The 26,894-nt window shown below is 65.1% G+C and carries 18 protein-coding genes and 1 pseudogene; 13 read left to right on the top strand and 6 right to left on the bottom strand.

From position 1 onward, the window contains the following. The first annotated feature begins 75 nt into the window (after positions 1 to 75). The 7 genes from QJT82_RS00825 to QJT82_RS00795 all read left to right on the top strand — a co-directional run bounded on the left by QJT82_RS00825 (position 76) and on the right by QJT82_RS00795 (position 9,913). On the top strand, positions 76 to 3,384 hold the full coding sequence (locus QJT82_RS00825; protein WP_028345243.1) for an autotransporter domain-containing protein: 3,309 nt from the start codon (positions 76 to 78) through the stop codon (positions 3,382 to 3,384). A 188-nt stretch (positions 3,385 to 3,572) separates the two neighbouring features. Next, positions 3,573 to 3,710, top strand: coding sequence for a hypothetical protein (locus tag QJT82_RS00820; RefSeq protein ID WP_167350443.1), 138 nt, complete (start codon positions 3,573 to 3,575; stop codon positions 3,708 to 3,710). 258 nt (positions 3,711 to 3,968) lie between these two features. Continuing rightward, a complete protein-coding gene (gene oxlT, locus QJT82_RS00815) occupies positions 3,969 to 5,261 on the top strand; it encodes an oxalate/formate MFS antiporter (protein ID WP_026192541.1) in 1,293 nt (430 codons plus the stop codon). A gap of 238 nt (positions 5,262 to 5,499) precedes the next feature. Continuing rightward, positions 5,500 to 6,816 (top strand): oxalate/formate MFS antiporter, encoded by a 1,317-nt coding sequence (gene oxlT / locus QJT82_RS00810; RefSeq protein WP_028345244.1) that lies wholly within the window; start codon positions 5,500 to 5,502, stop codon positions 6,814 to 6,816. Positions 6,817 to 7,117: 301 nt separating this feature from the next. Continuing rightward, positions 7,118 to 7,552, top strand: a complete 435-nt coding sequence (locus QJT82_RS00805) for a CBS domain-containing protein (protein ID WP_028331534.1) — start codon at positions 7,118 to 7,120, stop codon at positions 7,550 to 7,552. Between the two features lie 245 nt (positions 7,553 to 7,797). Then, positions 7,798 to 8,793, top strand: coding sequence for a nitronate monooxygenase family protein (locus tag QJT82_RS00800; protein ID WP_018270747.1), 996 nt, complete (start codon positions 7,798 to 7,800; stop codon positions 8,791 to 8,793). A 151-nt stretch (positions 8,794 to 8,944) separates the two neighbouring features. After that, positions 8,945 to 9,913, top strand: coding sequence for a zinc-binding dehydrogenase (locus tag QJT82_RS00795; protein ID WP_028345245.1), 969 nt, complete (start codon positions 8,945 to 8,947; stop codon positions 9,911 to 9,913). Positions 9,914 to 10,102: 189 nt separating this feature from the next. On the opposite strand, the gene QJT82_RS00790 is transcribed toward QJT82_RS00795, so the two are convergent. After that, a complete protein-coding gene (locus QJT82_RS00790) occupies positions 10,103 to 10,597 on the bottom strand; it encodes a septal ring lytic transglycosylase RlpA family protein (protein WP_028345246.1) in 495 nt (164 codons plus the stop codon). Positions 10,598 to 10,834: 237 nt separating this feature from the next. On the opposite strand from QJT82_RS00790, the pseudogene QJT82_RS00785 reads away from it, so the two are divergent. Continuing rightward, a pseudogene (locus QJT82_RS00785) lies at positions 10,835 to 11,058 on the top strand (quinone oxidoreductase); the annotation flags it as partial. A 99-nt stretch (positions 11,059 to 11,157) separates the two neighbouring features. Here QJT82_RS00785 and QJT82_RS00780 read toward each other — a convergent pair. Together QJT82_RS00780 and QJT82_RS00775 are read right to left on the bottom strand one after the other, a co-directional pair. Then, positions 11,158 to 12,009 (bottom strand): EamA family transporter, encoded by an 852-nt coding sequence (locus QJT82_RS00780; RefSeq protein WP_028345248.1) that lies wholly within the window; start codon positions 12,007 to 12,009, stop codon positions 11,158 to 11,160. Between the two features lie 92 nt (positions 12,010 to 12,101). Then, a complete protein-coding gene (locus tag QJT82_RS00775; protein WP_245288962.1) occupies positions 12,102 to 12,662 on the bottom strand; it encodes a TetR/AcrR family transcriptional regulator in 561 nt (186 codons plus the stop codon). Positions 12,663 to 13,082: 420 nt separating this feature from the next. On the opposite strand from QJT82_RS00775, the gene QJT82_RS00770 reads away from it, so the two are divergent. Further along, a complete protein-coding gene (locus tag QJT82_RS00770; RefSeq protein ID WP_028345250.1) occupies positions 13,083 to 14,471 on the top strand; it encodes a cation-efflux pump in 1,389 nt (462 codons plus the stop codon). Between the two features lie 193 nt (positions 14,472 to 14,664). Then, positions 14,665 to 16,986: a PAS domain-containing sensor histidine kinase gene (locus QJT82_RS00765; RefSeq protein WP_028345251.1), complete on the top strand. Its 2,322-nt coding sequence runs from the start codon at positions 14,665 to 14,667 to the stop codon at positions 16,984 to 16,986. Positions 16,987 to 16,995: 9 nt separating this feature from the next. On the opposite strand, the gene mdoH is transcribed toward QJT82_RS00765, so the two are convergent. From mdoH to QJT82_RS00750, 3 genes are all read right to left on the bottom strand, one after another. Continuing rightward, positions 16,996 to 19,116: a glucans biosynthesis glucosyltransferase MdoH gene (gene mdoH, locus QJT82_RS00760; protein WP_028345252.1), complete on the bottom strand. Its 2,121-nt coding sequence runs from the start codon at positions 19,114 to 19,116 to the stop codon at positions 16,996 to 16,998. Beyond that, positions 19,104 to 20,570, bottom strand: a complete 1,467-nt coding sequence (locus tag QJT82_RS00755) for a glucan biosynthesis protein G (RefSeq protein WP_035634297.1) — start codon at positions 20,568 to 20,570, stop codon at positions 19,104 to 19,106. The genes mdoH and QJT82_RS00755 overlap by 13 nt, the downstream gene beginning before the upstream one ends. Positions 20,571 to 20,808: 238 nt before the next feature. Further along, positions 20,809 to 21,705, bottom strand: a complete 897-nt coding sequence (locus QJT82_RS00750) for a LysR family transcriptional regulator (protein ID WP_028345254.1) — start codon at positions 21,703 to 21,705, stop codon at positions 20,809 to 20,811. A 256-nt stretch (positions 21,706 to 21,961) separates the two neighbouring features. Here QJT82_RS00750 and QJT82_RS00745 point away from each other — a divergent pair, with 256 nt between their 5' ends. Genes QJT82_RS00745 through fdhF form a run of 3 tightly spaced genes read left to right on the top strand, consistent with a single transcriptional unit; the run spans position 21,962 to position 26,893 of the window. Beyond that, on the top strand, positions 21,962 to 22,438 hold the full coding sequence (locus QJT82_RS00745) for a formate dehydrogenase subunit gamma (RefSeq protein ID WP_028345255.1): 477 nt from the start codon (positions 21,962 to 21,964) through the stop codon (positions 22,436 to 22,438). Further along, positions 22,435 to 24,003, top strand: a complete 1,569-nt coding sequence (locus QJT82_RS00740) for an NADH-quinone oxidoreductase subunit NuoF (protein ID WP_028345256.1) — start codon at positions 22,435 to 22,437, stop codon at positions 24,001 to 24,003. The genes QJT82_RS00745 and QJT82_RS00740 overlap by 4 nt, the downstream gene beginning before the upstream one ends. Before the next feature lie 13 nt (positions 24,004 to 24,016). Then, positions 24,017 to 26,893, top strand: a complete 2,877-nt coding sequence (gene fdhF / locus QJT82_RS00735; RefSeq protein ID WP_028345257.1) for a formate dehydrogenase subunit alpha — start codon at positions 24,017 to 24,019, stop codon at positions 26,891 to 26,893. Position 26,894 lies beyond the last annotated feature (1 nt).

The following is a 26,894-nucleotide window of genomic DNA, read 5'->3' as shown; positions in this document are numbered from 1 at the left end:
CCCGCTGTAGGACAATTCGACGACACATGCACTGATTGTTTCGAGGCAAAATCGCTCGCGCGCCACGGGCGCGCGTTGTTCCGCGGCGCCCTGCTGGGCACGACATCGCTGGTTGCGCTGGCGCTGCTCGCGGTAACACCGGTGCCATCCCATGCGGCCGACATCGTCTGGACCGGCGCCACCTCGTCCAGCTGGACCGACACCAGCAACTGGCTGCCGAACACGCTTCCGGCCAACCCCAACAACGCGGTGATCGATACGACCTCGCCCAACCCCACGGCGATCGCAGGGACCGCAGGGCAAGCCACCAATGTCACTATCGGCCAAAACGCCAACGGCCAGCTGACGATTTCGGGCGGCGGAACGCTGAACGACCTTAATGGCTTCATCGGAAACAATGCCGGTTCGAACGGCACCGTGACGGTCGATGGCTTCGGCTCGGTGTGGTTCAGTCCCGGTGTCACTGTCGGCGTGGCCGGCACCGGCACGCTGACGATCCAGAACGGCGGCACCGTTGCCGGTACCAACGGCCTGATCGGGTCTTTGCCTGGCTCGAGCGGGACTGCGACGGTCACCGGACCCAACTCGTCCTGGAACATGACTGACGATCTCGCTGTCGGCGCAAACGGAACCGGTGTGCTGACAATCAAGGCTGGCGGCACCGTGAGCGATCGCAACGGCCGCGTGGGCTTTGTCCCCGGTTCGAGCGGGACCGTCACCGTCACCGGCCCCGGCTCGTCCTGGACCAACTCCGCCGAACTCTATGTCGGCACCGCCGGCACCGGCACGCTGAACATCGAGAACCGCGGCGTCGTGAGCAACGGCGCCGGCTCAAATACCTACCTTGGCTATATCTTCGGATCCAACGGCAACGTAACCGTCGATGGCGCCGGTTCATCGCTTCTCGTCGGCAAGGAGCTTCATGTCGGCTATGTCGGCACCGGCCTACTCAACATCCAGAACGGCGGCGCGGTCAGCAACGACACGACCTTCATCGGCTCCAATGTGGGCTCCAACGGCAACGTCGTCGTCAACGGCGCCGGTTCGTCCCTGAGCAGCGCCGACTTCCTGTATGTCGGCTACTCCGGCACCGGCACGCTCGACATTCAAAATGGCGCCACGGTCACCACCGCCCCCAGCGCGACTCGCGGGATTGCCGGTATCGGCGTCATTGCAGGCTCGAACGGCACGGTGACGATCGACGGCCCCGGCTCGTCCTGGACCCACGGCGGCATTCTCAATGTCGGAGGTGGCGGCACCGGCACGCTGACCATTCAGAACGGCGCGGTGGCCAGCATGATCGGCAGCGACATCGGCTTCCTCGCCGGCTCGAAAGGCACGGTCACGGTCACCGGCTCCGGCTCGTCCTGGACCAACAGCTTCGCCCTGTTTGTCGGCGATGCCGGCACCGGCACGCTGACGATCCAGAACGGCGGCATCGTCACGACGCCGCTTTTCGGTGTTGCCAATCAGGCCGGCTCGACCGGCACCGTCAACATCGGCGCCGGGCTCGGCCAGGCTGCCGCAGCGCCGGGCACGTTGAACACGCCGACCGTCACGTTCGGCGCCGGCACCGGCAGCATCGTCTTCAACCACACGTCTGCGAACTACACCTTCGACCCGATCATATCAGGCGCGGGCTCGGTGCTGGTGGAGGCCGGCAAGACCATCCTGACCGCAAACAGCACCTACACCGGCACCACCACCGTCGACGGCGGCACGCTCAGCGTCAACGGCTCGATCGCGTCCTCGTTGCTGACCACAGTCAATGCCGGCGGCACGCTCGGCGGCAACGGCACCGTCGGCAATCTCAGCATTGCGAGCGGCGGCACCGTGGCGCCGGGCAACTCGATCGGCACGTTGAACGTGTCGGGCAATGTCAGCTTCGCGGCCGGCTCGATCTATCAGGTCGAAGCCAGTGCCGCCGGCCAGTCCGACAGGATCGTCGCCACCGGCAAGGCGACACTCGGCGGCGGCAGCGTGCTGGCGCTGGCGCAGAACGGCACCTATGCGCCGCAGACCACCTACACCATCCTCACCGCGAACAGCGGCGTCACCGGCAGCTTTGCCGACGTCACCAGCAGCCTCACCTTCCTCACTCCGTCATTGAGCTACGATCCCGGCAACGTGTATCTGACGCTGGCGCGCAACAGCACCACCTTCCCCGACGTCGCGCAGACGCCGAACCAGCTCGCGGTGTCGAACGCCCTCGAGGCGAGCGCGCAGACCAGCCCGCTGGTGATCAGCATCCTCAATCAGAACGCCGCCGGCGCGCGGCAGGCGTTCGATGCGCTGTCCGGCGAAGTGCATGCCAGCGCGCAGACCGCGATGCTCGACGACTCGCGCTATCTGCGCGACGCCGTGCTCGGCCGTCTGCGGCAGGCTTCGTTCGCCGGCGGCAGCGGACCGATGGCGGCGCTCGGTTCGGGTGGCCCGCAGACCGCTGCGATGGACCAGCTGTCGGTGAGCACCGCGCTCGCCTATGCCGGCACCGAGCGGTCCGCGTTTCCGGTCAAGGCGCCGCCGCTCGCGCGCCCTGCGCAGATTCCGGACACCACGTTCTGGGCACAGGGGGTCGGCGCCTGGGGCCGGTTGAACGGCGACGGCAATGCCGCGGGAATGACGCGCGACCTCGCCGGCTTCTTCAGCGGCGTCGATCACAGATTCGCGCCGAACTGGATCGCCGGCATCGCCGGCGGCTACACCAGTTCGTCGGTTCATGTCGGCGATCGCACAAGTTCGGCCGATATCGAGACCGCACATCTCGCTGGCTATGTCGGCGCGAGCTACGGCGCAGTCAATCTGCGCGGCGGCGCCTCGGCAAGCTTCAGCACGCTCGACACCAGCCGTTCGATCGTGTTCCCGGGCTTCTTCGACACGGCGCGCGCCCGCTATGACGCGACCACGGCGCAGGTGTTCGGCGAGATCGGCTATGGGCTATCGCTCGGCCGCGCCGCGCTCGAGCCGTTCGCCGGCCTCGCCTGGGCCCACCTCAACACCGACAGTTTCGCCGAGACCGGCGGCAGCGGCGCCGCCGCGCTGCGCGGCGCCGGCAGCAACCAGGATGTCGGCTACTCCTCGCTCGGCGCCCGCATCGCCACCAGCTTCGCCCTCACCAACGGCATGCAGCTGACGCCGCGCGCCTCGGTGGCCTGGCAGTACGCCTTCGGCGACGTGACCCCGACGGCGGCGCTCGCGTTCCAGAGCCTGGGAACCGGATTCACCGTGGCCGGCGCCCCGCTGGCGCGGAACGCGGCGCTGGTCGAAGGCGGGCTCGACCTGCGGGTCACGCCGCAGGCCAGCATCGGCATCGCCTATGTCGGCCAGCTCGCCGACCGGGTCCAGGATCACTCGGTAAAGGCCAGTTTTAGCTGGAAATTCTGACCCGGCGGCGCCGCCGGGCTGCTCCCCTTCCACGCCAATCCGGAGTGCCAATCAGCCGATTTTGCTGCATTGCACAGTCGTGAATGCTGCTATGCAAACAAGCTCGTTGTATCTGGCATCTGGTATACATAGTTTGGCTGCAGATGATGAGCCGGCCCATTGCTGGCCTCCAATGAAAGGGGACACCAATGTCCAAGACCACCGTACTGACGCTCGCGCCCTCCTCCACCCTGTTCGGCCGCCTGCTGGCCTCGATCGACCGCCTGCTGATGAAGAGCGCGGAGATCTCGAATCGCAACGGCGACCTGCCGCGCTTCGGCCTCTAAGCCAAGGGATTTCCGGCGCTCTCCGCCGGATGCAGCTTCCGTCGCAAGATGCGACCTGACATTGAACCTTCGACCAATGGCCCCGATTTTCGGGGCCATTTCCTTGCGCGCTGAACTAGTCTCCCGGGGTGCCCGGGCTGAGTCCTGTGCGGCATAAGCGCGCGCTGCCCCTGCGACAGCTTGAACCTTGGCATATCGGATACCAAGATGGCCGTCGCGCGCTCATAAGCAACGACAAGGGGCGCACTGGGAGGATCTATGTCGGACATGGTTCAGGCAACTGCGGCCCCTGCGGCCGCGCGTGTCAGCGACACCTATCGCTGGACGCAACTCGCGATCGGCGTCGCCGCGATGGTGATGATCGCAAATTATCAATACGGGTGGACGTTCTTCGTCCCCGACATCCAGAAGAAATTCGGATGGGATCGCGCATCGATCCAATGGGCCTTCACGCTGTTCGTGCTGTTCGAGACCTGGCTGGTGCCGGTCGAAGGCTGGTTCGTCGACAAATACGGTCCGCGCATCGTCGTGCTGGTCGGCGGCATCCTCTGCGCGCTCGGCTGGGCGATCAACGCGCAGGCGACGACACTGAACGGCTACTATCTCGGCATGATCATCGCCGGCATCGGCGCCGGCGGCGTCTACGGCACCTGCGTCGGCAATGCGCTGAAATGGTTTCCGGACAAGCGCGGACTTGCCGCGGGCATCACCGCTGCCGGCTTCGGCGCAGGCTCGGCGCTCACGGTCGCGCCGATCCAGGCGATGATCAAGGACTCCGGCTTCCAGACCACCTTCCTCTATTTCGGTCTCGGCCAGGGCATCATCATTGTGCTGCTCTCCTTCTTCCTGCTGGCGCCGAAGGCCGGACAGGTGCCGGCCGTCGTGGCGAATGCCAATATCATCCAGACCCGGCGCAACTATCAGCCGACCGAAGTGCTGCGGCAGCCGATTTTCTGGCTGATGTACTTCATGTTCGTGATCGTCGGCGCGGGCGGCCTGATGGTGACCGCGAACCTGAAGCCGATCGCGGTCGACTGGAAGGTCGACAGCGTGCCGGTCACGCTGATGGCGGTGACGATGACGGCCGTGACCTTCGCCGCGACCATCGACCGCGTCCTCAACGGTCTGACGCGTCCATTCTTCGGCTGGATCTCCGACATGATCGGCCGCGAGAACACGATGTTCATCGCCTTCGGCATGGAAGGCATCGGCATCTGGATGCTCTACCTCTGGGGACACGACCCGGTTTGGTTCGTGCTGCTCTCGGGCTTCGTGTTCTTTGCCTGGGGCGAGATCTACTCACTGTTCCCCTCGACCTGCACCGATACGTTCGGCGCCAAGTTCGCCACCACGAATGCGGGCCTGCTCTACACCGCGAAGGGCACCGCGGCGCTGCTGGTGCCGATCGCCAACTACATGCAGCAATCGTCGGGTAACTGGGACAAGGTGTTCATCATCGCGGCAGGCGCCAACATCCTCGCCTCACTGCTCGCGATCGCCCTGCTCAAGCCCTGGCGAAAAATCGTGGTCGCGAAATCGGCTACGGCGTAAGCAACCGCCCTTCACCACAGACTGCGAAGCGCCCGGTCAAAAGCCGGGCGCTTTTCATTTTGCCGTTAGGAAGAGGCCGTCCGGAGCGGCGCGTCTAAGGGCAGATTTGCTGCATTGCAGCAGAATGAAGGGCTTGCTTTCTGGAATATAGTATACCAACTTCCGCCGCGCGCTTGCGACGATACGCCACAATAATTGCGACACTCGGTCACAAGACCAGCGCGCTCGGGAGGACTTGATGGTTTCCAGCAATACTGCCGTCACACAAGCTCAACCTTCGTCCAGCGGCTTCCGCTGGCTGCAGCTCGTCATGGGCATCGTCTGCATGGCGATGATCGCGAACCTGCAATACGGCTGGACGCTGTTCGTCGATCCGATCGACGGCGCGCACCACTGGGGCCGCGCGGCGATCCAGTTCGCCTTCACGATCTTCGTGGTGACCGAGACCTGGCTGGTGCCGGTCGAGGCGTGGTTCGTCGACAAATACGGCCCGCGGCTCGTCATCATGTTCGGCGGCATCATGATCGCGCTCGCCTGGGTGTTGAACTCCTATGCCGACTCGCTCGCCTTGCTCTACACCGCCGCGGTGTTCGGCGGCATCGGTGCCGGCGCGGTGTACGGCACCTGCGTCGGCAACGCGCTGAAGTGGTTTCCCGATCGCCGCGGCCTCGCCGCCGGCGCGACCGCGGCCGGCTTCGGCGCCGGCGCCGCGCTCACCGTGGTGCCGATTGCAAAGATGATCGCCGCGAGCGGCTATCAGACTGCGTTCTTCGATTTCGGCATCGGACAGGGATTGATCGTCTTCCTGCTCGCCTTCTTCATCCAGCCGCCCGCGGTCTCGATCCCGCCGAAGAAGAAGCAGCTCAATCTGCCGCAGACCAAGGTCGACTTCACGCCGCCGCAGGTGCTGCGCAGCCCAATCTTCTGGGTGATGTATCTGGTGTTCGTGATGGTCGCCGCCGGCGGCCTGATGGCGGCGGCGCAGATCGCGCCGATCGCGCACGACTACAAGATCGCGAACACGCCGGTCACGCTCGCCGGCTTCCAGATGGCCGCGCTGACCTTCGCGATCTCGCTCGACCGCATCTTCGACGGTTTCGGGCGGCCGTTCTTCGGCTGGGTGTCCGACAATATCGGCCGCGAGCACACCATGTTCATCGCGTTCGGCACCGGCGCGCTGATGCTGCTCACGCTATCCACCTGGGGTCACAACCCCGTGGTGTTCGTGCTGGCGACCGCGGTCTATTTCGGCGTGTTCGGCGAGATCTACTCGCTGTTTCCGGCGACCTGCGGCGACACCTTCGGCTCGAAGTTCGCGACCACCAACAACGGCATGCTCTACACCGCGAAGGGCACCGCAGCGCTCTTGGTGCCTGCCGCCAGCATCGTTGCCGCCAGCTATGGCTGGCAGGCGGTGTTCGTGATCGCGGTCGCCCTCAACGCCACCGCGGCGCTGATGGCGCTGTTCGTGATCAAGCCGATGCGCCGCGCCTTCATCAACGGTAACGAGGTTGCCGCCGCGGAAGAGACCGCGACGAGCGCCAAAACGGCTTAACAAGACGGCTTAACAGGACGGCTTGGCTAAAGACCACCCGATCAGGACCGCTTGGTCCCGACATTTCCCCGGAGACTGATGGAGGCGCATTTCGGTGCGCCTCTTTTCTTTTGCCAAGACAGGGATGCCAGATACCAGGACGCTTAGCGCGCCAGATCGCCCTCGCCGCTCACAATCGTCGGAAATGTCAGCAAACCTGCCTATTTAAGCCGTTTCCTGATGGTAGATTCCTGTGACAGTCACGTTGACAATTGGCATTTTGTATACCAGACTCCAGTCAACGATAACCAAGGAGGTTGCCATGCAAGTCGGAGATATCCTGCGCAAGAAGACCCCCCGCGTCGCCACGGTGCGCATGAACGAGACCGTCGCGATCGCCGCGCAACTGATGCGCGCCAGCAATATCAGCGCGCTCGTGGTCAAGGATGTCGTTCGCACCGAGGGCAACACCGCCGTCGGCATGTTCACCGAGCGCGACGTGGTGCGCGCGATCGCCGAGCACGGTGCGGCCGGCGCGAGCATGAAGGTGTCGCAATTCGTCTCGGTGCAACAGCTGGTCTCGTGCACATCGAGTGACACGCTCGAGCACATCCGTCATCTCATGACCAAGCACCACATTCGCCACGTGCCGGTCATCGACAATTACAGCCTGATCGGCGTCGTCAGCATGCGCGACATCGCCGCCGCGTTCGACGAGGAGACCGCCGCGTCGAAGAAAGACGCCGTGCCGGCGTAACAGCGCCTTCTTTGCCTTGCTCTCAGCCAGGCGCTGCGTGTTCGATCACGAGCGCCTGAACAGATGACGAAAGATTTCCGTCCCGCCCTCGCCTGACCGCCGCGGCCTGTCATTTCCGCATGGGCGCGCCGCAGGTCGCCGGTAGACAATTGCCGGACAGGACTGCATCCTTCCCTCGACATCCCATAACAACACCGTGCGCCACCGTCCGCGTCACGGAAAATTCCGATGGAAACGAGGGCAGAATGATCAAGACACGTTTCACCGAGATGTTCGGCGTCGACCACCCGATCGTGCAGGGCGGCATGCAATGGGTCGGGCGCGCCGAATTGGTTGCGGCCGTCGCCAATGCCGGCGCGCTCGGCATGATCACCGCGCTGACGCAGCCGACGCCGGACGATCTGCGCAAGGAAATCGCGCGCTGCCGCGAGCTGACCGACAAGCCGTTCGGCGTCAACCTGACCATCCTGCCCGCGATCAAGCCGCCGCCCTACGCCGAATACCGCCAGGCCATCATCGAGAGCGGCATCAAGATCGTCGAGACCGCCGGCAACAAGCCGCAGGAACATGTCGACGAGTTCAAGAAGCACGGCATCAAGGTGCTGCACAAATGCACCAGCGTGCGCCACGCGCTGTCCGCCGAGCGGATGGGCGCCGACGCGATCTCGATCGACGGCTTTGAATGCGCCGGCCATCCCGGCGAGGACGACACCCCCGGCCTGATCCTGATCCCCGCCGCCGCCGACAAGGTGAAGATCCCGATGATCGCCTCGGGCGGCTTCGGCGATGCGCGCGGCCTGGTCGCCGCGCTCGCGCTCGGCGCCGAAGGCATCAACATGGGCACGCGCTTCATGTGCACCAAGGAGAGCCCGATCCACCAGCTCGTGAAGGAACGCATCGTCGCCAATGACGAGCGCGAGACCGAGCTGATCTTCCGCACCATGCGCAACACCTCGCGCGTCGCCAAGAACGCGATCTCGACCAAGGTCGTGCAGATGGAGAAGGAAGGCGCCAAGTTCGAGGACGTGCGCGAGCTGGTCGCCGGCGCCCGCGGCAAGATGGTCTACGCGTCAGGCGATGCCGACGAAGGCATCTGGTCGGCCGGCCAGGTGCAGGGCCTGATCCACGACATTCCGTCCTGCGCCGAGCTGGTGTCGCGCATCGTCCACGAAGCGGAAGCGATCATCCGTGAGCGGCTGGAAGCGATGATGTCCGGCGCCAAGCGTCAGGCCGCGGAATAGGCGTTTTGATCGCGCGCGGCTCTATCTCCTCATCCTGAGGAGCTTGCGAAGCAAGCGTCTCGAAGGATGAGGCCACAGTCGGGCCTCATGGTTCGAGACGCGCGAAGACGCGCTCCTCACCATGAGGATTCAGACCGAAGGGAATGCCCCCATGAAAGCCTATGTCTACGGAGCCAACGGCCCTGAAATCACGGACGTCGCCAAGCCCGTGCCGAAGGGCACCCAGGTGCTGGTCAAGGTCCATGCCTGCGGGCTGAACCGCGCCGATCTCGGCATGACCAAGGGCCATGTCCACGGCGCGGCCGGCGGTGTCGGCACCGTGCTCGGCATGGAATGGGCCGGGGAGGTCGCCGAGCTCGGCCCCGATGCCAAGGGCGTCAAGGTCGGCGACAAGATCATGGGCTCCGGCGGCGCGGCGTTCGCCGAATACACGCTGGCCGATCACGGCCGGCTGTTCCGCGCGCCCTCGAACATGAATTTCGACGAGGCCGCAACCCTGCCCGTCGCGCTCGCCACCATGCACAACGCCGTCGTCACCAACGGCGCGCTGCAGCCGGGCCAGACGGTGCTGATCCAGGGCGCGAGCTCCGGCGTCGGGCTGATGGCGATGCAGATCGCCAAGCTGAAGGGCGCCAGGCTCGTGGTGGGCTCATCGACCGACGCGATGCGGCGCGGCCGGCTGAAGGAGTTCGGCGCCGATCTCGCGGTGGATTCCAAGGATCCCGGCTGGGTCGATCAGGTGCTGCAGGCGACATCAGGCGAAGGCGTCGACCTGATCGTCGACCAGATTTCCGGACCGGTCGCGAACCAGAACCTCAAGGCGACCAAGGTCAAGGGCCGCATCGTCAATGTCGGCCGGCTCGGCGGCACCCATGGCGACTTCAACTTCGACCTGCACGCGGCGCGCCGCATCCAGTATATCGGCGTCACCTTCCGCACCCGCTCGATCGAGGAGATCCGCGAAATCTTCGAGGAGGTGCGCAAGGACATCTGGCCGGCGGTCGAGGCACGCAAGCTGCAGCTGCCGATCGACCAGGTCTACAAATTCGCCGACATCGGCAAGGCGTTCGAACACATGGACGCCAACAAGCATCTCGGCAAGATCGTGGTGACGCTGTAGCAGCAGGCTCTGGCGATTGTCATCGTCATTGCGAGCGAAGGGCGGATCAGCGAAGCGCAATCCACCATCATTTGCGGAATGCAACGGCCGATGATGCCGGAGCCTGTCATCGGGCCGCGCTTCGCGCGGATCCGGTGGATTGATCCGCGCTGGCTACGTGCCACGCCCTGGCTCTTTCGCGTGCGGTGTTCAGCCGACCGGTCCGGGAATCCAGTAGTCTCCCGCAAGCGGGCTGACCTTGACGCCACCAATGACTCCGAGCTCCAGGCTTGGATCGAAATAGCGCATCGTCCGCTCATTAAGGTCGATGATGCGGCCAGGCCGTAGCGGCCCCACGTCATTGATCTTCACGATGACCTTCTTGCCGACAGCCTCGACGAGGGCATATTTCGGCCTCTCGCCAAATTGGACCCCACCAAACTTCCGACGCAAACTCGTCTTGATGGCGGCCGCCCAGACCGAGTGATCATAGCGCTCGCCGGAGGCTGTGCTCGGACCGCCCTCCTCCTTGCCGGGCTTGAACGGATTGTACATGGATGCCGCGCCAACGATTGCATCCCCACACGCGGCATTGACGACGGCGCTTGAATGAACCGCAGCGATTTCACTTCGAGCAGCGGTGCCAGAAAAGGCGAGCGCAACCAGGGCGCCGCAAATCGCGGCGCTCGAGCCGAACAGCATCATAACTCCTTGATTGATTTTCTTCGATCTTCCGGTTCCCGATGCCGCAAAACATGGTCAAGCGAACGCGGAGGCGCTAACTCGTGCCAATTCCTTGCGGATTCGTGCCAATTCCGGCGACGGAACCGTTATGAGAACCAGGCGGTTCTCACACAGCGTTTTCAGTTTCTCGCCCGACTAAGACAGAGAATGCGTCAGCAAAATGACTGAATGGAGCTGTCTTCGACAGCGCATGACCAGCATATCGGCGTCACCTTCCGCACCCGTTCGATCAGGGAGATCCGCGCGATCTTCGGCAAGGTGCGCAAGGACATCTGGCCCGCGGTCGAGGCGCGCAAGCTGCATCTGCCGATCGACCAAATCTACAAATTCGCCGACATCGGCAAGCCGTCCGAACACACGGAAGCAACAGTCACCTCGGCAAGATCGTGGTGACGCTGTACTCGGCGCGCACAGCTGCGTAGGATGGGCAGAGCGAAGCGAAACCCATCGATGTATCCGTGCAGCGAGATGATGGGTTTCGCTTCGCTCTACCCATCCTACAGCTACCGCGTTGATCCGCCCTACGTGCTCGGTCTCACCTGCGTGATGGCGACGCCGGAGATCGCGAGCAGTCCGCCGACAACCAGTTTCGGCGTCACCTGGTCGCCAAGGAACATCACGCTCGAGATCAGCGCGAACACCGGCAGCAGCAGCCCGAACGGCGCGACGCGGGCCATGGAGCAGCGGGCGATCAGCCAGAACCACAGGCCGAACCCGACAATGCCACCGATGAAGACGGTGTAGGCGAGCGCCAGCCAGCCCCGTTGATCCGCAGTGCCAAGGCTCGCCAGCTGTCCGTATTCCAGCAACAGCGACATCAGCATCACCTGCGGCACCGTGAGCAGCGACGACCACCCCATCAACATCAGCGGATCGAACGGGCCATAGCGTTTCGTCAGGACGGTGGACACCGCGAATGCGAAGGCAGCGGCAACCACGAGCAGCAGCGGAAGCACGTTGGCCGACAGCCCCGGCCCCGCCGCCAGCACCACCACGCCGACGAACGCCAGTACCACGCCGGCGGATGTGATGAGCGACGGCCGCTCCGCGAGCAGCGGCCAGGCGAGCAGCACGGTGAAGGGCGGCGCAAGTTGATAGGCGACGGCCGACATGCTTCCCGAGCCGAGCCCAAGGCCGACATAGAACAGGCCGAAGTTCAGTCCGCCAAGGAAGACCGAAATAGCCGCGACAGGGCCGAACTGTTGGCGTGTCGGCCTTCTGACGAACGGAACAAGCAGCAGCGCGATGGCCAGGAAGCGCAGCGCGAGGAAGAACAGCGGCGGAAACTCGGTGACGCCGACCTTGATGACCACGAACTGATAACCCCAGAGCAAGGGAACGGCCACCGCGCAGACGATCTGGATCGCAGACATCGCATCTTTCCTTTCAAGACCGATCGGTCCATATATCGGCGCGCCGATCGCACAGACGTCCAGAGGACATCAAGGGTCATTCCAACAGTTGCTTATTTGATGAAGCGATCGAGCAGCGCGTCGGCAGTGGCTTGCGACGTGGTGCGCGCCGGCGCCGTTTTGGCGACCACGCGCAGCCCCCAAAGGAAACAGATCAGAATTCGGGCGGCACTCGAAGGCTCGACGCCAGCGGCCAATCTGCCCGCGGTCTCCGCACGGGAAAATGCGTCCGCCACCCTGGCCTCCATGATCTTGAAGAAGCTCGCGAAGCGACGGCCAACCTCGGCATCCTGGCCAGCCAGTTCCATCGCCGTCGCCACCAACAGGCAGCCGCGCCGGCCATTGGCACCGCACGCGCGTTCAACGTAGCCGGCAAGGTAGGCTCGCAGGCCGTCGACCGGATCTCTGCGGGGGTCGAGTTCATCATCCATCCGCGTCAGGGCATCGGCAATGTAGCGATCGAGCGCGCGCAGGAACAGCGAGTGCTTGTCGCCGAAAGCGGCGTAAAGGCTGCCTCGCGAGAGCTTCGTCGCACGCAGCAGGTCCGGCAGCGCCGTGGCGTGATAGCCGCGCGACCAAAACACATTCATGGCGCGCTCGACCGCGGCCTCCATGTCGAAGCTTCGCGGGCGCCCACGGGGCGACTGCGTGGCGGTTTGGCGGCTCATTGCCGATATATAGACCAATTGGTCTTTAAATAGCAAGTGCCGGCTTCGGATAACAACCCGGCGGGTCCGTAGGATGGGTAGAGCGAAGCGAAACTTCACGTTACCGCGCGGAAACAACTGATGTGTTTCGCTGCGCAACACATCCAGTGTCGTCCTGGCGAAAGCCAGGACCCATTACCCCGAATGCGAGTCATGAGGCGATGCAATTGCACCAGCACTTCAACAACACAACCCTGTGGTTATGGGTCATGGCTTTCGCCAGGACGACGGCATGATTTTGGCGCAAGGATGCAATTGCAACTGAGTGGCGATTGCGCGTGGCGAATGACACTTGATGTTCACCAACTCCCTGCTACACCGCCGCCCATGAGCTCTTCAAAGACCAGCGCACCCTCCACCAAGACATCCGTCGCCGCGATCTCGATCCTCGCCAGCGGCAGCATGGCGGTGGCGAAGTTCGTCGTCGGCATCGCGATCGGATCGCTGGCGCTGATCTCCGAGGCGCTGCACTCGTCGATCGACCTGGTCGCCACCATCATCACCTGGGCGGTGGTGCGGGTGTCCGACCAGCCGGCCGATGCCGAGCATCATTACGGCCACGGCAAGTTCGAGAGCGTCTCGGCGCTCGGCATCATCGCGCTGCTCTATGTGCTGGCCGGCGGCATCCTGGTCCAGGCCTACAGCCATCTGCGCGAGGGCGCGCCGCCGCCGTCGATATCGGCCATTCCCTTTGTCGTTCTGGTCATCGATATCGGCGTCAATCTGTGGCGGGCCCGCGCGCTGCACCGCGCCGCGCGCGACACCAAGAGCCAGGCGCTGGCCGCCGACGCGCTGCATTTCGCCTCCGACGTGATGGGCTCGACCGCCGTCATCGTCGGCCTGGTGCTGGCCGGCTTCGGCTTCTGGTGGGGCGATGCCGCGGCGGCGATCGCGGTCGCGGTGATGATCGCCCTGCTCGGCCTGCGCATGGCGCGGGAGACGGTCGAGACTTTGCTCGACCGCGCGCCCGAAGGCGCGCTGGAAAAGGCCACCGCCGCTATCAAGGCCGTGCCGGGGGTGGTCGATGTCGACCGGTTGCGCGTCCGCATGGTCGGCGCCACGCATTTCATCGATGCCATCGCCAAGGTGCCGCGCACCTACCCGATCGACCGCGTCGAGGACATCAAGCGCAGGGCGCAGGCGGCGGTGACCAAGACGTTCGGCGACGCCGACCTCACCTTCACCGCGGTGCCGGTGGCGCGCGACAATGAGAGCGTGCGCGAACGCATCATGGTGATCGCGCGCAATTCCGGCCTCGCCATCCACCACGTCACGGTGCACGATATCGGCGGCAAGCTGATCGTCGGCATCGACCTCGAGGTCGACGGCGACATGGCGCTGGACGCGGCGCACGACATCGCCCACGAGCTCGAGCGCGCGATCCGCGAGGACTTTGGCGAGGACGTCGAGGTCGACACCCATATCGAGCCGCTCGAGCCGGAACTGCCGTGGGGAACCAACGCCGCGCCCGATCGCGTCGAGGCCATCAAGGCGGCGCTGACCGGCTTTGCCGATGGCGGCGCGATCCATGACATCCACAATGTGCGGGTCCGTAACACCGACGCCGGCGAGATCGTCAACTTCCATTGCCGCGCCCGGCCTTCGATGAGTGTGATCAAGGTGCACGAAAGCGTCGACGAGATCGAACGCAAACTGCGTCGTGCGTTCCCCACCGTGAAGCGTGTGATCAGTCACGCCGAGCCGACGCGCGCGTAATTCTACGGAGCCGTTCCTGTTTCGGACTCACTTTGCGCCGCCTGATTCTGTTTTGGACAAGAATTATTTCGCATTAACGAATCGTTGACTCTCGACAGTCCCGGAAATCTGGATTCAAATGATCATGATTCGGATGCATCGTGGGGAGCATCCGAACCGGGTAAAAAATCAGCTTAGAGCGGGGGTCTAAGGCATGGCGCGCGCGCATGCAGCGAACGCGTGCGTCCAATCCGATTCGATCAAGGGATTGGCGCAGTCGATCGCGAAACCGGCCTATCACAGGCTCTTGACGGCCGAGCCTGCACTGCGCCGCGCTGTCCCTACCCTCATCATCGCCTTCCTCATCACGATCTGCCTCGGCGCCTTCGTCCAGGTGATCGACCAGAACCGGCAGAAGCGCGGCGCGATGAAGCGCGACCTTGCCGCGCTCTCCGACATCCTCGCCGAACGTCTCGATCGCCTGACCTCGGTGCGGCGCGACCGGCTCGCCAACATCGAGCGGATGCAGGAACTGCTGCCGGACCTGATCCCGTCCTGGGGCATCGCCTACGGCCGCCACGTCATCATCACCAGCGCCGATCACCGCGTGCTGGCGCGCGTGCCGGTCGATGGCGCCGGCGAGAACGACCGCATCCTCGACATCGTCTCCACCGCGCAGCTGCTCGTCGCGCCCGGCCAGCAGGGCACGGTCAGCGACATGACGCTGCCCGGCGGCACCGGCGCGCTGGCGATCTCGCAGCTCGTCAAGTCGCTGCCCGGCCAGGTCGTCGTGATCCAGGAGATGAACGAGCCGATCTGGGGATCGGACGCTGCGCTCTCGGTGACGCTGTCGGCGACCACGAGCTTCGTGGTGCTTATCCTCGGCTTCGCGTTCCACTGGCAATCGACCCGCGCCCGCGAGGGCGACCTGATCAACGACGCCGTGCGCGGCCGCATCGACACCGCGCTCAACCGCGGCCGCTGCGGATTGTGGGACTGGGACCTGTCGCGCGGCCGGATCTTCTGGTCGCAGTCGATGTTCACCCTGCTCGGCCTCGACACCCGCAACGACCTCCTCACCTTCGGCGAGGTCAACGCGCTGGTGAATTCGGACGACATCAACCTGTTCGACATCGCCGACCAGCTGATCTCGGGCAAGATCGATCACATCGACCAGAGCTTCCGCATGCGCCATGTCGGCGGCCACTGGATCTGGCTGCGGGTGCGCTGCGAGCTCAGCCACGCCGCCGCCGACGGCGGCCTGCATCTGATCGGCATCGCGGTCGACATCACCGAGCAGAAGAGCCTCGCCGAGAAGTCGGTGGAAGCCGATCTCAGGCTGCGCGATGCGATCGAGACCATTCCCGAGGCTTTCGTGCTCTGGGATGCCGACGACCGCCTCGTGCTCTGCAACTCGCACTTCCAGCGGCTGCACAAGCTGCCCGATTCCGCCGTCAGCCCCGGCACCTCCTACGAGACCGTGATCGAGGTCGGCAGCATGCCCGAGGTGCGCACCCGCCTGCACGAGAGCGGCGTGCCGGCGCCCGGCGCCCGCACCTTCGAGGCCCAGCTCGACGACGGCAGCTGGCTGCACATCAGCGAGCGCCGCACCAAGGACGGCGGCTACGTCTCCGTCGGCACCGACATCACCCGCATCAAGGCGCACGAGCAGAAGCTGGTCGACAACGATCTGCGCCTGCGCGCCACCGTGATCGACCTGCAGCGCTCGCAAGCCGAGCTCGAACGGCAGGCCGTCGAGCTCGCCGACCTCGCCGAAAAATACTCGCAGGAAAAGACCCGCGCCGAGGACGCCAACGCCGCGAAGTCGAAATTCCTCGCCAATATGAGCCATGAGCTGCGCACGCCGCTCAACGCCATCATCGGCTTCTCCGAGATCATGGGCAGCGGCCTGTTCGGCACGCTCGGCTCGGACAAGTACGCGGAGTACTGCCACGACATCCTGACATCGGGGAAATACCTGCTCGAGGTCATCAACGACATTCTCGACATGTCGAAGATCGAGGCCGGCCGCATGAAGTTCGACATGGAGCCGCTCGACCTCTCCGGCATCCTCGCGGAGTCGCTGCGGGTGGTCTCCGGCCGCGCCGAGCACAAGGGATTGTCGCTGGAATCGGATATCGAAAGCACGATCTCGGTCGTCGCCGACCGCCGCGCGGTCAAGCAGATCATCGTCAACCTGCTCTCCAATGCGGTGAAGTTCACGCCCGACCACGGCCGCGTGCTGGTGCGCGGCCAGATGCTGGACGACTCGATCGTGCTGTTGATCGCCGACAGCGGCATCGGCATCGCGCCGGAATCGCTGCGCCGGCTCGGCAAGCCGTTCGAGCAGGTCGAGAGCCAGCTCACCAAGAGCTACCAGGGCTCCGGCCTCGGACTTGCGATCGCGCGCTCGCTCACCAATCTGCACGGCGGCTCGATGCGGCTGCGCTCCAGGCTCGGCGTCGGCACCGTCGTGCGCGTCACGCTGCCGCGCGATCCGCGGTCCCTGCAGACGAAGCTGCCGGAAGCGGCCTGACGCCCCACGCTACTTCGCCAGCACTCCTTCCAGCAGAGCGGCATCACCGAGCACGGCCAGCGTCTCGCGAGGCGTGAGATGGCGGACTGCCTGGTCGAAGCTGTCGCTTGCCTCGATCCGCGCCCGCGCCACCGCGAGGTGAAGATCGATCTCGCCCGGACCGCCGCGCCGCGCCGGCGGCAGCGACGAGAGATGGCGATGCAGCAGGTCGGAATCCTGCCGCAACGTCGCGAGCGCAGGGGCCGATGCGTGTGCCGGCGACGCCGCCAGCTCATTGGCGCGGACCAGCACGCGCGGCGGTTTCACCTCCTCCGGCGTCACGAACAGCGCGTGCATCGCGGGCCTGGCGGTCCAGGCGCCGATCGGGATCGCAAACAACAGGCCGATGATCACCGGCGACATCCACAGCAGCAGCGGCAGCGACACCGCCCAGGCGCTGATCGCCATCGCGACACCGCAGGCGGTGGGAACGCCGTACTTCCGATAGAGCTCCCGCCGCTCGACCGCGCCGTCGTCGCGCCGCTGTGTCTGCCAGCCGGCGTCCCGGCCGAGCAGGATCTCGACGACGGCGATCGACTGGAACACCATCATGACCGGCGCGATCATCGCCGAGATCAGCACCTCGGCGAGCACGCCCGTCAACGCCCGGAAGCCGCCGCCGAATTGCCGGCGCACGTCCGACCGTGTCAGCAACAGGAGGAAACCGAGCAGCTTCGGCACGATCAGCAGCGCCATCGTGAGGCCGAACACCCAGGCCGCGAGCACCGGGTCCTGCGCCGGCCAGTTAGGGAACAGCGAAAAACCCTTCGGAAAATATTCGGGGCGAATGAAGCGCGCCTGCAACGAGATCAGGATTCCGAGCAGCAGGAACGACAGCCAGAGCGGCGCGGTGATGTAGGAGCCGATCCCGGTCATGAAATGCAGCCGCGAGATCCAGTGCAGCCGGCGCGTCCTCAGCACGGCGAGATGCTGCAGATTGCCCTGGCACCAGCGCCGGTCGCGCGCGGCAAAATCCAACAGCGACGGCGGCACCTCCTCAAAACTGCCGCCGAGCATCGGCGCCATGTAGATGCCCCAGCCGGCGCGCCGCATCAGCGCCGCCTCGACAAAGTCGTGGCTCAGGATATGTCCGCCGAACGGCTTGCGTCCGGAGAGCTCGGGCAGGCCCGCCTGCTGCGCAAATGCCTCGATCCTGATGATGGCATTGTGCCCCCAGTAATTGCCCTCGGAGCCGTGCCACCACGCAACGCCGGCGGCGACCATCGGTCCGTAGAGCCGGCCGGCAAACTGTTGCAGGCGGCTGAACAGGCTGCGCGCGTTGACGATGACCGGCAGCGTCTGCAGCAGCGCCGCCTGCGGATTGGACTCCATCGCGTGCACCATCCGCACCATGGTGTCGCCCGACATCAGGCTGTCGGCGTCGAGCACGATCATGAACCGGTAGGCGCCGCCGAACCGCGTGATCCACTCGCCGACATTGCCGGACTTGCGCGCCGTATTGTCGGCGCGATGCCGGTAGAACAGCCGCTGCGCGCCGCAGGTCTCGCACAGTTCGAGGAACGCCCGTTCCTCGGCGATCCAGATATCGGGATCGCGGGTGTCGCTGAGCACGAACCAGTCGAAGCTGTCGCCCTGCCCGGTCGCCTCGACGGACTCGTAGATGGCGTGCAGGCGCGCCATCAATTGATGCGGATTCTCGTTGTAGGTCGGGAGCAGCACCGCGGTCCGGCTCGCGAGCTGCGGCAACGGACCATCGTCGCGGATCGGCAGGGCGTTGCCGTTGCGCCGAAGCAGAGCGAAGAAGCCGGCGAGCGCCGAAGCGAACGAAAACGCGATCCAGGCGAGCAGCGCGACGAACAGCACCAGCACCATGCCTTCCATGATCGTCACGCCGCCGACCTGGACCACCATGTACATCTCGTAGGCACCGGCACCGGTCAGCGCCGCCGTCAGCACCAGGATGAACGCGCGGCGCATCAACATGCCCGCACCGACCGAGACCGGCTTGCCCACCGCGTGCGGCGGCCGGCCGAGGTCGGCCGCCGACATCGCAAGCGGGCTCTCTTGTGGCAGGAAGCCGTCCGCCGCCGCGGCGACGTCGGACTGAGGCGACGTGACTATGGCGCCCATCGATAGACCCAGATCTCGGAGAGCGGCTTGTCATCTTGCGCCAGATGCGCACGCAACTCGATCGGGTCCTTCTTGACGGCGCATTGGAAGCTGAGCCGCCATCCGCCGGTATTCGGATTTGGCTGCGTGACGACATTCGTGATCTCGGACTTCTCGGCCGTCACGACGCCCTTGACGCTATTGAGATCGATCCCCTTCAGATTGTCCCCGAACAGGTCGAGCACGAACAGCTTGCTGTTCTCGCCATGCGCGCCGATGCCGCTGCGCGTGAAGCGCGCGAGCGAATGCGGCTTCGGCGCATCCGGCCCCCAATGCAGGCGATAGGTGAAATTGGTCTCGCTCTTGGCCTTGGGCGGCGCCTTCGGCCGCCAGAACGCGGCGATGTTGTCGTGGATCTCTTCCTTGGTCGGGATCTCGAACAGGATGACCGCGCCCTCGCCCCAGTCGCCGATCGGCTCGACCCACAGGCTCGGACGCTTCTCGAAGCGCGATTCGATGTCCTGATAGGCGAAGAAATTCTTCTCGCGCTGCATCAGCCCGAAGCCATGCGGATTGACGTCCTGGAACGTGCTGATCTGGAGGTCGCGCGGATTGCTCAGCGGGCGCCACAGGCTCTCCCCCTTGCCGTTATAGATCGCAAGCCCGTCGGAATCGTGCACGGACGGCCTGAAGTCGTCGACCTCGTTGCGATCGTTGGGTCCGAAGAAGAACATGCTCGTCATCGGCGCAAGGCCGACATGCTCGAGATCGGCGCGCGGATAGAGCGATGCCTCGACATCGAACACCGTGGTCGCTCCAGGCCTGATCGTGAACCGATAGCTCGCCGCGCAGCTCTTGCTGTCGAGCAAGGCGTGAATGACCAGCGAGGTCGCGTTGGGCACCGGGCGCTCAAGCCAGAACGCCTTGAAGAACGGAAACTCCTCGCCCTTGGCCTCGCCGGTATCGATCGACAGGCCGCGCGCCGACAGGCCGTAGGTCTCGTCCTTGGCGACGGCGCGAAAATAGCTCGCGCCGAGGAAGACGCAGACCTCGTCGTAATAGTCCCGCTTGTTGATCGGCGCGTGGATCCGAAATCCGGCAAAGCCGAGGTCGGTCTCGGTGAAGTCAGGCACGGTCTCGCCGAACGAAAACATGTCCTTGCTGTACTTGACTTCGCTGACCTTGCCGTCGGCGACCTCGAAGATATTGACCTTGTTCTTGTAGAAGAAGCCGCGGTGGAAGAACTGCGCTTCGAACGGCAGCTTCGCGCCGCGCCACAGCCCGCGCTCGGACGTGAAGCGGATCGTGCGGTACTGGTCGTAGTTCAGGTCCGTCAGGCCGTTCGGCAACTTCTCGTCCGGCGCCTCGAACGACTTGCTGGCGAGATTGCGCGCAAGCTCCCTGACCATGGCGGGGTTGAAGGGTGCGTCCGTCGCGCTCGCTGCGGCGGCGGCCTGGCGCTGTGGCAAGAACATGAGTGTCGGCAATACGGCCGATCCGTGGAGTAACTGGCGACGATTCAAAGCAGCTCCTGCTCGCTGACCGGGACGCCGCAATGCAACCGCCGAGCCGGCGCTGAGTTCCATCTTTGCTGCGAGCAAGCGAAGATTGTCGGCCGGCTGAACACCAGGACTTGCTTCAACGCAACCACACAACGCGTGGTCGCGGCTGTGCCGGAACCGTGGCGGAACGGCCGCGAGAGAGTGCCGGGAGCTACGCGCTCTCCAGCGTCGGCGCGACCTCGCGTGCGACCTGCACCAAGGCTGCGATCAGCGGCGTCATCGGATCGCGCTGCGGGATCACGAGGCCAATGCTGTAGTCCACGACCGGATCGATGATTGGAATGCTGCGCACGGCATCCGCAAGACCGAGCGTCTCGGCGAGCTTGGCCGGCATCACGCTGGCCCAGCGGCCGGTCTTCACATGGGTGTAGAGCACGAGCAGCGAGTTCGATGTCAGTGTCGGCGTCGCCTCCGCGCCGACCGAGGTCAGCGCGCGATCGATGATGCGGCGGTTCTGCATGTCGGGCGTGAGCAGGCACAGCGGCACGGTGCCGACTTCCTTCCACGTCACCTGCTTGCGGTCGCCGAACATCGCATCCGGCGCCGTCAGCAGGCGATAGCTCTCATTGTAGAGCGGGATGGTGCGGACCTTGCCGATCGGCTCGTTCTCGATATAGGTCAGCCCGGCATCGACCTCGAGATTCTCGAGCAGACCGAGCACGTCGGCCGAGGTGCACGACTGGATCCGGAAACGCACATCGGGATGGCGCGCCCGGAACGGCGTGGTCAGCGAGGCCACCATGCCGAGCGCGGTCGGAATCGCCGCGATCCGGATCTCGCCCGACAGCTTGTCCTTGAGGCTGTTGATCTCCTGCTTCATCGCGCGCGCATCGCCGACGATGCGCCGCGCCCAGTCCAGCGTCCGCTCCCCTTCCGGCGTGAAGCCCTGGAAGCGGGATCCGCGCTGCACCAGCATGACGCCGAGGATTTCCTCGAGCTGCTTGAGACTGGTCGACATCGTCGGCTGGGTGACGCCGCACGCCTCCGCGGCCCGGCCGAAATGCCGCTCCTTGGCCAGCGCCAGCAGAAGTTCCAGCTTGTCGATCAAGGTTCAAATCCCTTCGGAAAACGGCGCCCCAAGCGGCAGCCCAACACGTCCATAGGTAGCACGATCCGGGTGCGATCCCGAAATCCAAAGCGCCCCGGAAGTGCGTGATTCCAGAACATTATTGCGATCCCGGATCGATCCATTCGACAGCGCTATTAATCGCGTTTCGCAATCGCCGCATGAGACAGCTTTATTGATGTTTCGAAGGATTCCAACTCTCATGTGCGAAGCAAAAAACTGATCGTGAGAAGCGCTGATGACGGTGGGATACGAACCTTGGGACAAGGCGCGCGGCGCTGAAATCATCGCCGAGCATGCCGGGCTTGAAGGCGCGACGCTGGTGATCCTGCACGCGCTGCAGGAAGCCTTCGGCTATGTGCCCGAGCCGGCGATCCCAATGGTGGCGGAGGCGCTCAATTTGTCGCGCGCCGAGGTGCACGGCGTCTTCACCTTCTACCATGATTTCCGGAAGCAGCCTGCCGGACGCCACGTCCTCAAGCTGTGCCGCGCCGAGGCCTGCCAGGCCGCCGGCGGCGACGCGCTGGCGGCGCGCGCGGAGGCCAGGCTCGGCATTGCCCTGGGGCATACCACGGCGGATGACCGCGTGACGCTGGAGCCGATCTACTGCCTCGGGCTGTGCGCCACCGCGCCCTCGGCAATGCTGGATGGCCGTTTGGTCGGCCGACTCGATGAAGCGCGGATCGACGCGCTGGTCGCGGAGGCACAGCGATGACGATGCGAATCTTCATTCCCCGCGACGCCGGCGCGGTTGCGGTCGGCGCCGACGATGTCGCCCGCGCCTTCGAGCAGGCCGCAGCAGGACGCGGCATGCCGATCGAGATCGTCAGAACCGGTTCGCGCGGCCTCTATTGGCTGGAGCCGATGGTCGAACTGGCGACCGCCCAAGGCCGTGTCGCGTTCGGCCCGATCAGCCCGGCCGACGTCCCGTCCCTGCTCGATGCGATGGCCGGCAGCGGCCAGCACGCGCTGCGGCTTGGTGTCACGGACGAGATTCCCTGGCTGAAGCGCCAGACCCGGCTAACTTTCGCCCGCTGCGGCGTGATCGATCCTCGCTCGGTCGATGACTACCGCGCCCATGGCGGCTACAAGGGCCTGGAGCGGGCGCTGACGCTGACCTCCGACCAGATCCTCGCCGACGTCACGACGTCCGGTCTGCGCGGCCGCGGCGGCGCCGGCTTCCCCACCGGCATCAAGTGGAAGACCGTGGCGCAGGCCAGCGCCGACCGCAAATACATCGTCTGCAACGCCGACGAAGGCGACAGCGGCACCTTCGCCGATCGCATGATCATGGAAGGCGACCCCTTCGTCGTGATCGAGGGCATGACGATCGCAGGTATCACGGTAGGCGCCACCAAGGGCTACATCTACATCCGCTCGGAATATCCGCACGCGGTCGAAACTATGAACGCGGCGATCGTGGCGGCCCGCCGCGCCGGCTTGCTCGGCAAGCGCATCGGCGGCTCCGCCCATGAGTTCGATCTCGAGGTGCGGGTGGGCGCCGGCGCCTATGTCTGCGGCGAAGAAACCTCGCTGCTGGAAAGCCTCGAGGGCCGCCGCGGCATTGTGCGGGCCAAGCCGCCGCTGCCGGCGCATAAGGGCCTGTTCGGCCGCCCGAGCGTGATCAACAACGTGCTGTCGTTCGCGGCGATCCCCTTCATCCTCGACAACGGCGCCAAGGCCTACGCCGATTTCGGCATGGGCCGCTCGCGCGGCACGATGCCGATCCAGCTCGCCGGCAACATCAAATATGGCGGGCTGTTCGAGACCGCGTTCGGCGTCACCCTCGGCGAACTCGTCGACGAGATCGGCGGCGGCACCTTCACCGGGCGCGAGGTGCGCGCGGTCCAGGTCGGCGGCCCGCTCGGGGCCTACTTCCCCCGCGCGCTGTTCGACACGCCGTTCGACTATGAGGCGTTCGCTGCGCGCGACGGCCTGATCGGCCATGGCGGGATCGTGGTGTTCGACGACAGCGTCGACATGGCGAAGCAGGCCCGCTTTGCGATGGAGTTCTGCGCGGTCGAATCCTGCGGCAAGTGCACGCCGTGCCGGATCGGCTCGACCCGCGGCGTCGAGACCATCAACAAGATCATCAATGGCGAACGCGTGGCGGAAAACCTCGCGGTTGTCGAAGACCTCTGCAACACCATGAAGTTCGGCTCGCTGTGCGCACTCGGCGGCTTCACGCCCTACCCCGTGATGAGCGCACTGAAACACTTCCGGGAAGATTTCGGCGGAGATCTAGGTCCCGCACCGGCCCACCTGCAGGCCGCGGAATAGCAAGGAAATCACGATGTCGCTGATCCAGGAAACCGATTTCGGCACGCCCAAATCCAAATCCGAGACGATGGTCACGCTGACTATCGACGGCAATCAGATCACGGTGCCCGAAGGCACCTCGATCATGCGCGCGGCGATGGAAGCCGGCACCCAGATTCCAAAGCTCTGTGCGACCGACATGGTCGACGCCTTCGGCTCCTGCCGGCTCTGCCTCGTCGAGATCGAGGGCCGCGCCGGCACGCCCGCCTCCTGCACGACGCCGGTCATGCCCGGCCTCGTCGTGCACACCCAGAGCGAGCGGCTGAAGAAGCTGCGCAAGGGCGTGATGGAGCTCTACATCTCCGACCACCCGCTGGACTGCCTGACCTGCGCCGCGAATGGCGACTGCGAATTGCAGGACATGGCGGGCGCGGTCGGCCTGCGCGACGTGCGCTACGGCTATGAAGGTGAGAACCACGTCTTCGCCAAATCGCACGGCTGCGAAAACGACAACTGGATGCCGAAGGACGAGTCCAATCCGTACTTCACCTACGACCCCTCGAAGTGCATCGTCTGCTCGCGCTGCGTCCGCGCCTGCGAGGAAGTACAAGGCACCTTCGCGCTGACGATCTCCGGCCGCGGCTTCGACAGCCGCGTCTCGCCCGGCATGAACGAAAGCTTCCTCGGCTCTGAATGCGTGTCCTGCGGCGCCTGCGTGCAGGCCTGCCCGACCGCGACGCTGACCGAGAAATCCGTGATCGAGATCGGCCAGCCCGAACACTCGGTCGTCACCACCTGCGCCTATTGCGGCGTCGGCTGCGCCTTCAAGGCCGAGATGCGCGGCGAGGAAGTGGTGCGCATGGTGCCGTGGAAGGACGGCAAGGCCAACCGCGGCCACTCCTGCGTCAAGGGCCGCTTCGCCTGGGGTTACACCACCCACAAGGAGCGCATCCTGAAGCCGATGATCCGCGAGCGGATCGAGGACCCCTGGCAGGAAGTGTCGTGGGACGAGGCGTTCAACTTCGCCGCCGCCAAGTTCAAGGGCATCCAGCAGAAATACGGCCGCGACGCGGTCGGCGGCATCACCTCGTCACGCTGCACCAATGAAGAAACCTATCTGGTGCAGAAGCTGATCCGCGCCGGCTTCGGCAACAACAATGTCGACACCTGCGCCCGCGTCTGCCATTCGCCGACCGGCTACGGCCTGTCGCAAACCTTCGGAACTTCGGCGGGCACGCAGGATTTCGACTCGGTAGAAGACACCGACGTCGTGCTGATCATTGGCGCCAATCCGGCTTCCGCCCATCCGGTGTTCGCCTCGCGGCTGAAGAAGCGGCTGCGCCAGGGCGCCAGGCTGATCGTGATCGATCCGCGCCGCACCGAGATGGTGGAATCGCCGCATGTGAAGGCGCTGCATCTGCCGCTGATGCCCGGCACCAACGTCGCCGTGCTCACTGCGCTCGCCCATGTCATCGTCACCGAAGGGCTCGTCGATGAGGCCTTCGTGCGCGAGCGCTGCGACTGGAGCGAGTTCGAGGACTGGGCCACTTTCGTCGCCCAGGAGAAGCACAGCCCGGAAGCCACCGCGATCATGACCGGCGTCGATCCCAAGGTGCTGCGCGAGGCGGCCCGGGTCTATGCCACCGGCGGCAACGGCGCGATCTATTACGGGCTCGGCGTCACCGAGCACAGCCAGGGCTCGACCACGGTGATCGCGATCGCCAACCTCGCGATGGCAACCGGCAATATCGGCCGGCCCGGCGTCGGCGTGAATCCGCTGCGCGGCCAGAACAACGTGCAGGGCTCCTGCGACATGGGCTCGTTCCCGCACGAGCTGCCGGGCTACCGCCACATCGCCGGCGATGCGGTACGCGAGCAGTTCGAGGCGATGTGGAACGTCAAGCTCAACAACGAGCCGGGCCTGCGCATCCCGAACATGTTCGATGCCGCGATCGAAGGCAGCTTCATGGGGCTCTACGTGCAGGGCGAGGACATCCTGCAGTCCGACCCCAACACCAAGCACGTGGTGGCGGCGCTGTCGGCGATGGAATGCGTGATCGTCCACGATCTCTTCCTGAACGAGACCGCGAACTACGCCCACGTCTTCCTGCCCGGCTCGACCTTCCTCGAGAAGGACGGCACCTTCACCAATGCCGAACGCCGCATCCAGCGCGTCCGCAAGGTGATGACGCCGCTCAACGGCTATGCCGACTGGGAGGTGACGATCATGCTCGGCAAGGCGATGGGCTTTGAGATGAACTATACCCATCCATCCGAGATCATGGACGAGATCGCCGCGCTGACGCCGACCTTCGCGGGCGTGTCGTATGCCAGGCTCGACGAGCTCGGCTCGGTGCAGTGGCCCTGCAACGAAAAGGCGCCGGAAGGCACCCCGGTGATGCACATCGGCGGCTTCGTGCGCGGCAAGGGCAAGTTCATCCTCACCGAATATATCGCGACCGACGAACGCACCGGCCCGCGCTATCCGCTGCTGCTCACCACCGGCCGCATCCTCAGCCAGTACAATGTCGGCGCGCAGACCCGCCGCACCGAGAACGTGGTGTGGCACGCCGAGGACCGGCTGGAGATCCATCCGCACGACGCCGAACAGCGCGGCGTGCGCGACGGCGACTGGGTGCGGCTGGCGAGCCGCGCCGGCGAGACGACGCTACGCGCCGAGATCACCGACCGCGTGGCACCGGGCGTGGTCTACACCACCTTCCACCACCCGGACACCCAGGCCAACGTCATTACGACCGATTTCTCGGACTGGGCGACCAACTGTCCGGAGTATAAGGTGACGGCCGTGCAGATCTCGCCGTCGAACGGTCCGTCCGACTGGCAGAAGGCCTATGACGAGCAGGCACGCCACTCCCGCCGCATCGCGCCGGTGGTGGAAGCCGCGGAGTAAC

Source organism: Bradyrhizobium sp. Mp19 (assembly GCF_029952935.1).
In the GTDB taxonomy this organism is placed as follows: domain Bacteria; phylum Pseudomonadota; class Alphaproteobacteria; order Rhizobiales; family Xanthobacteraceae; genus Bradyrhizobium; species Bradyrhizobium elkanii.
This window is presented reverse-complemented; position numbering and strand designations above follow the sequence as displayed.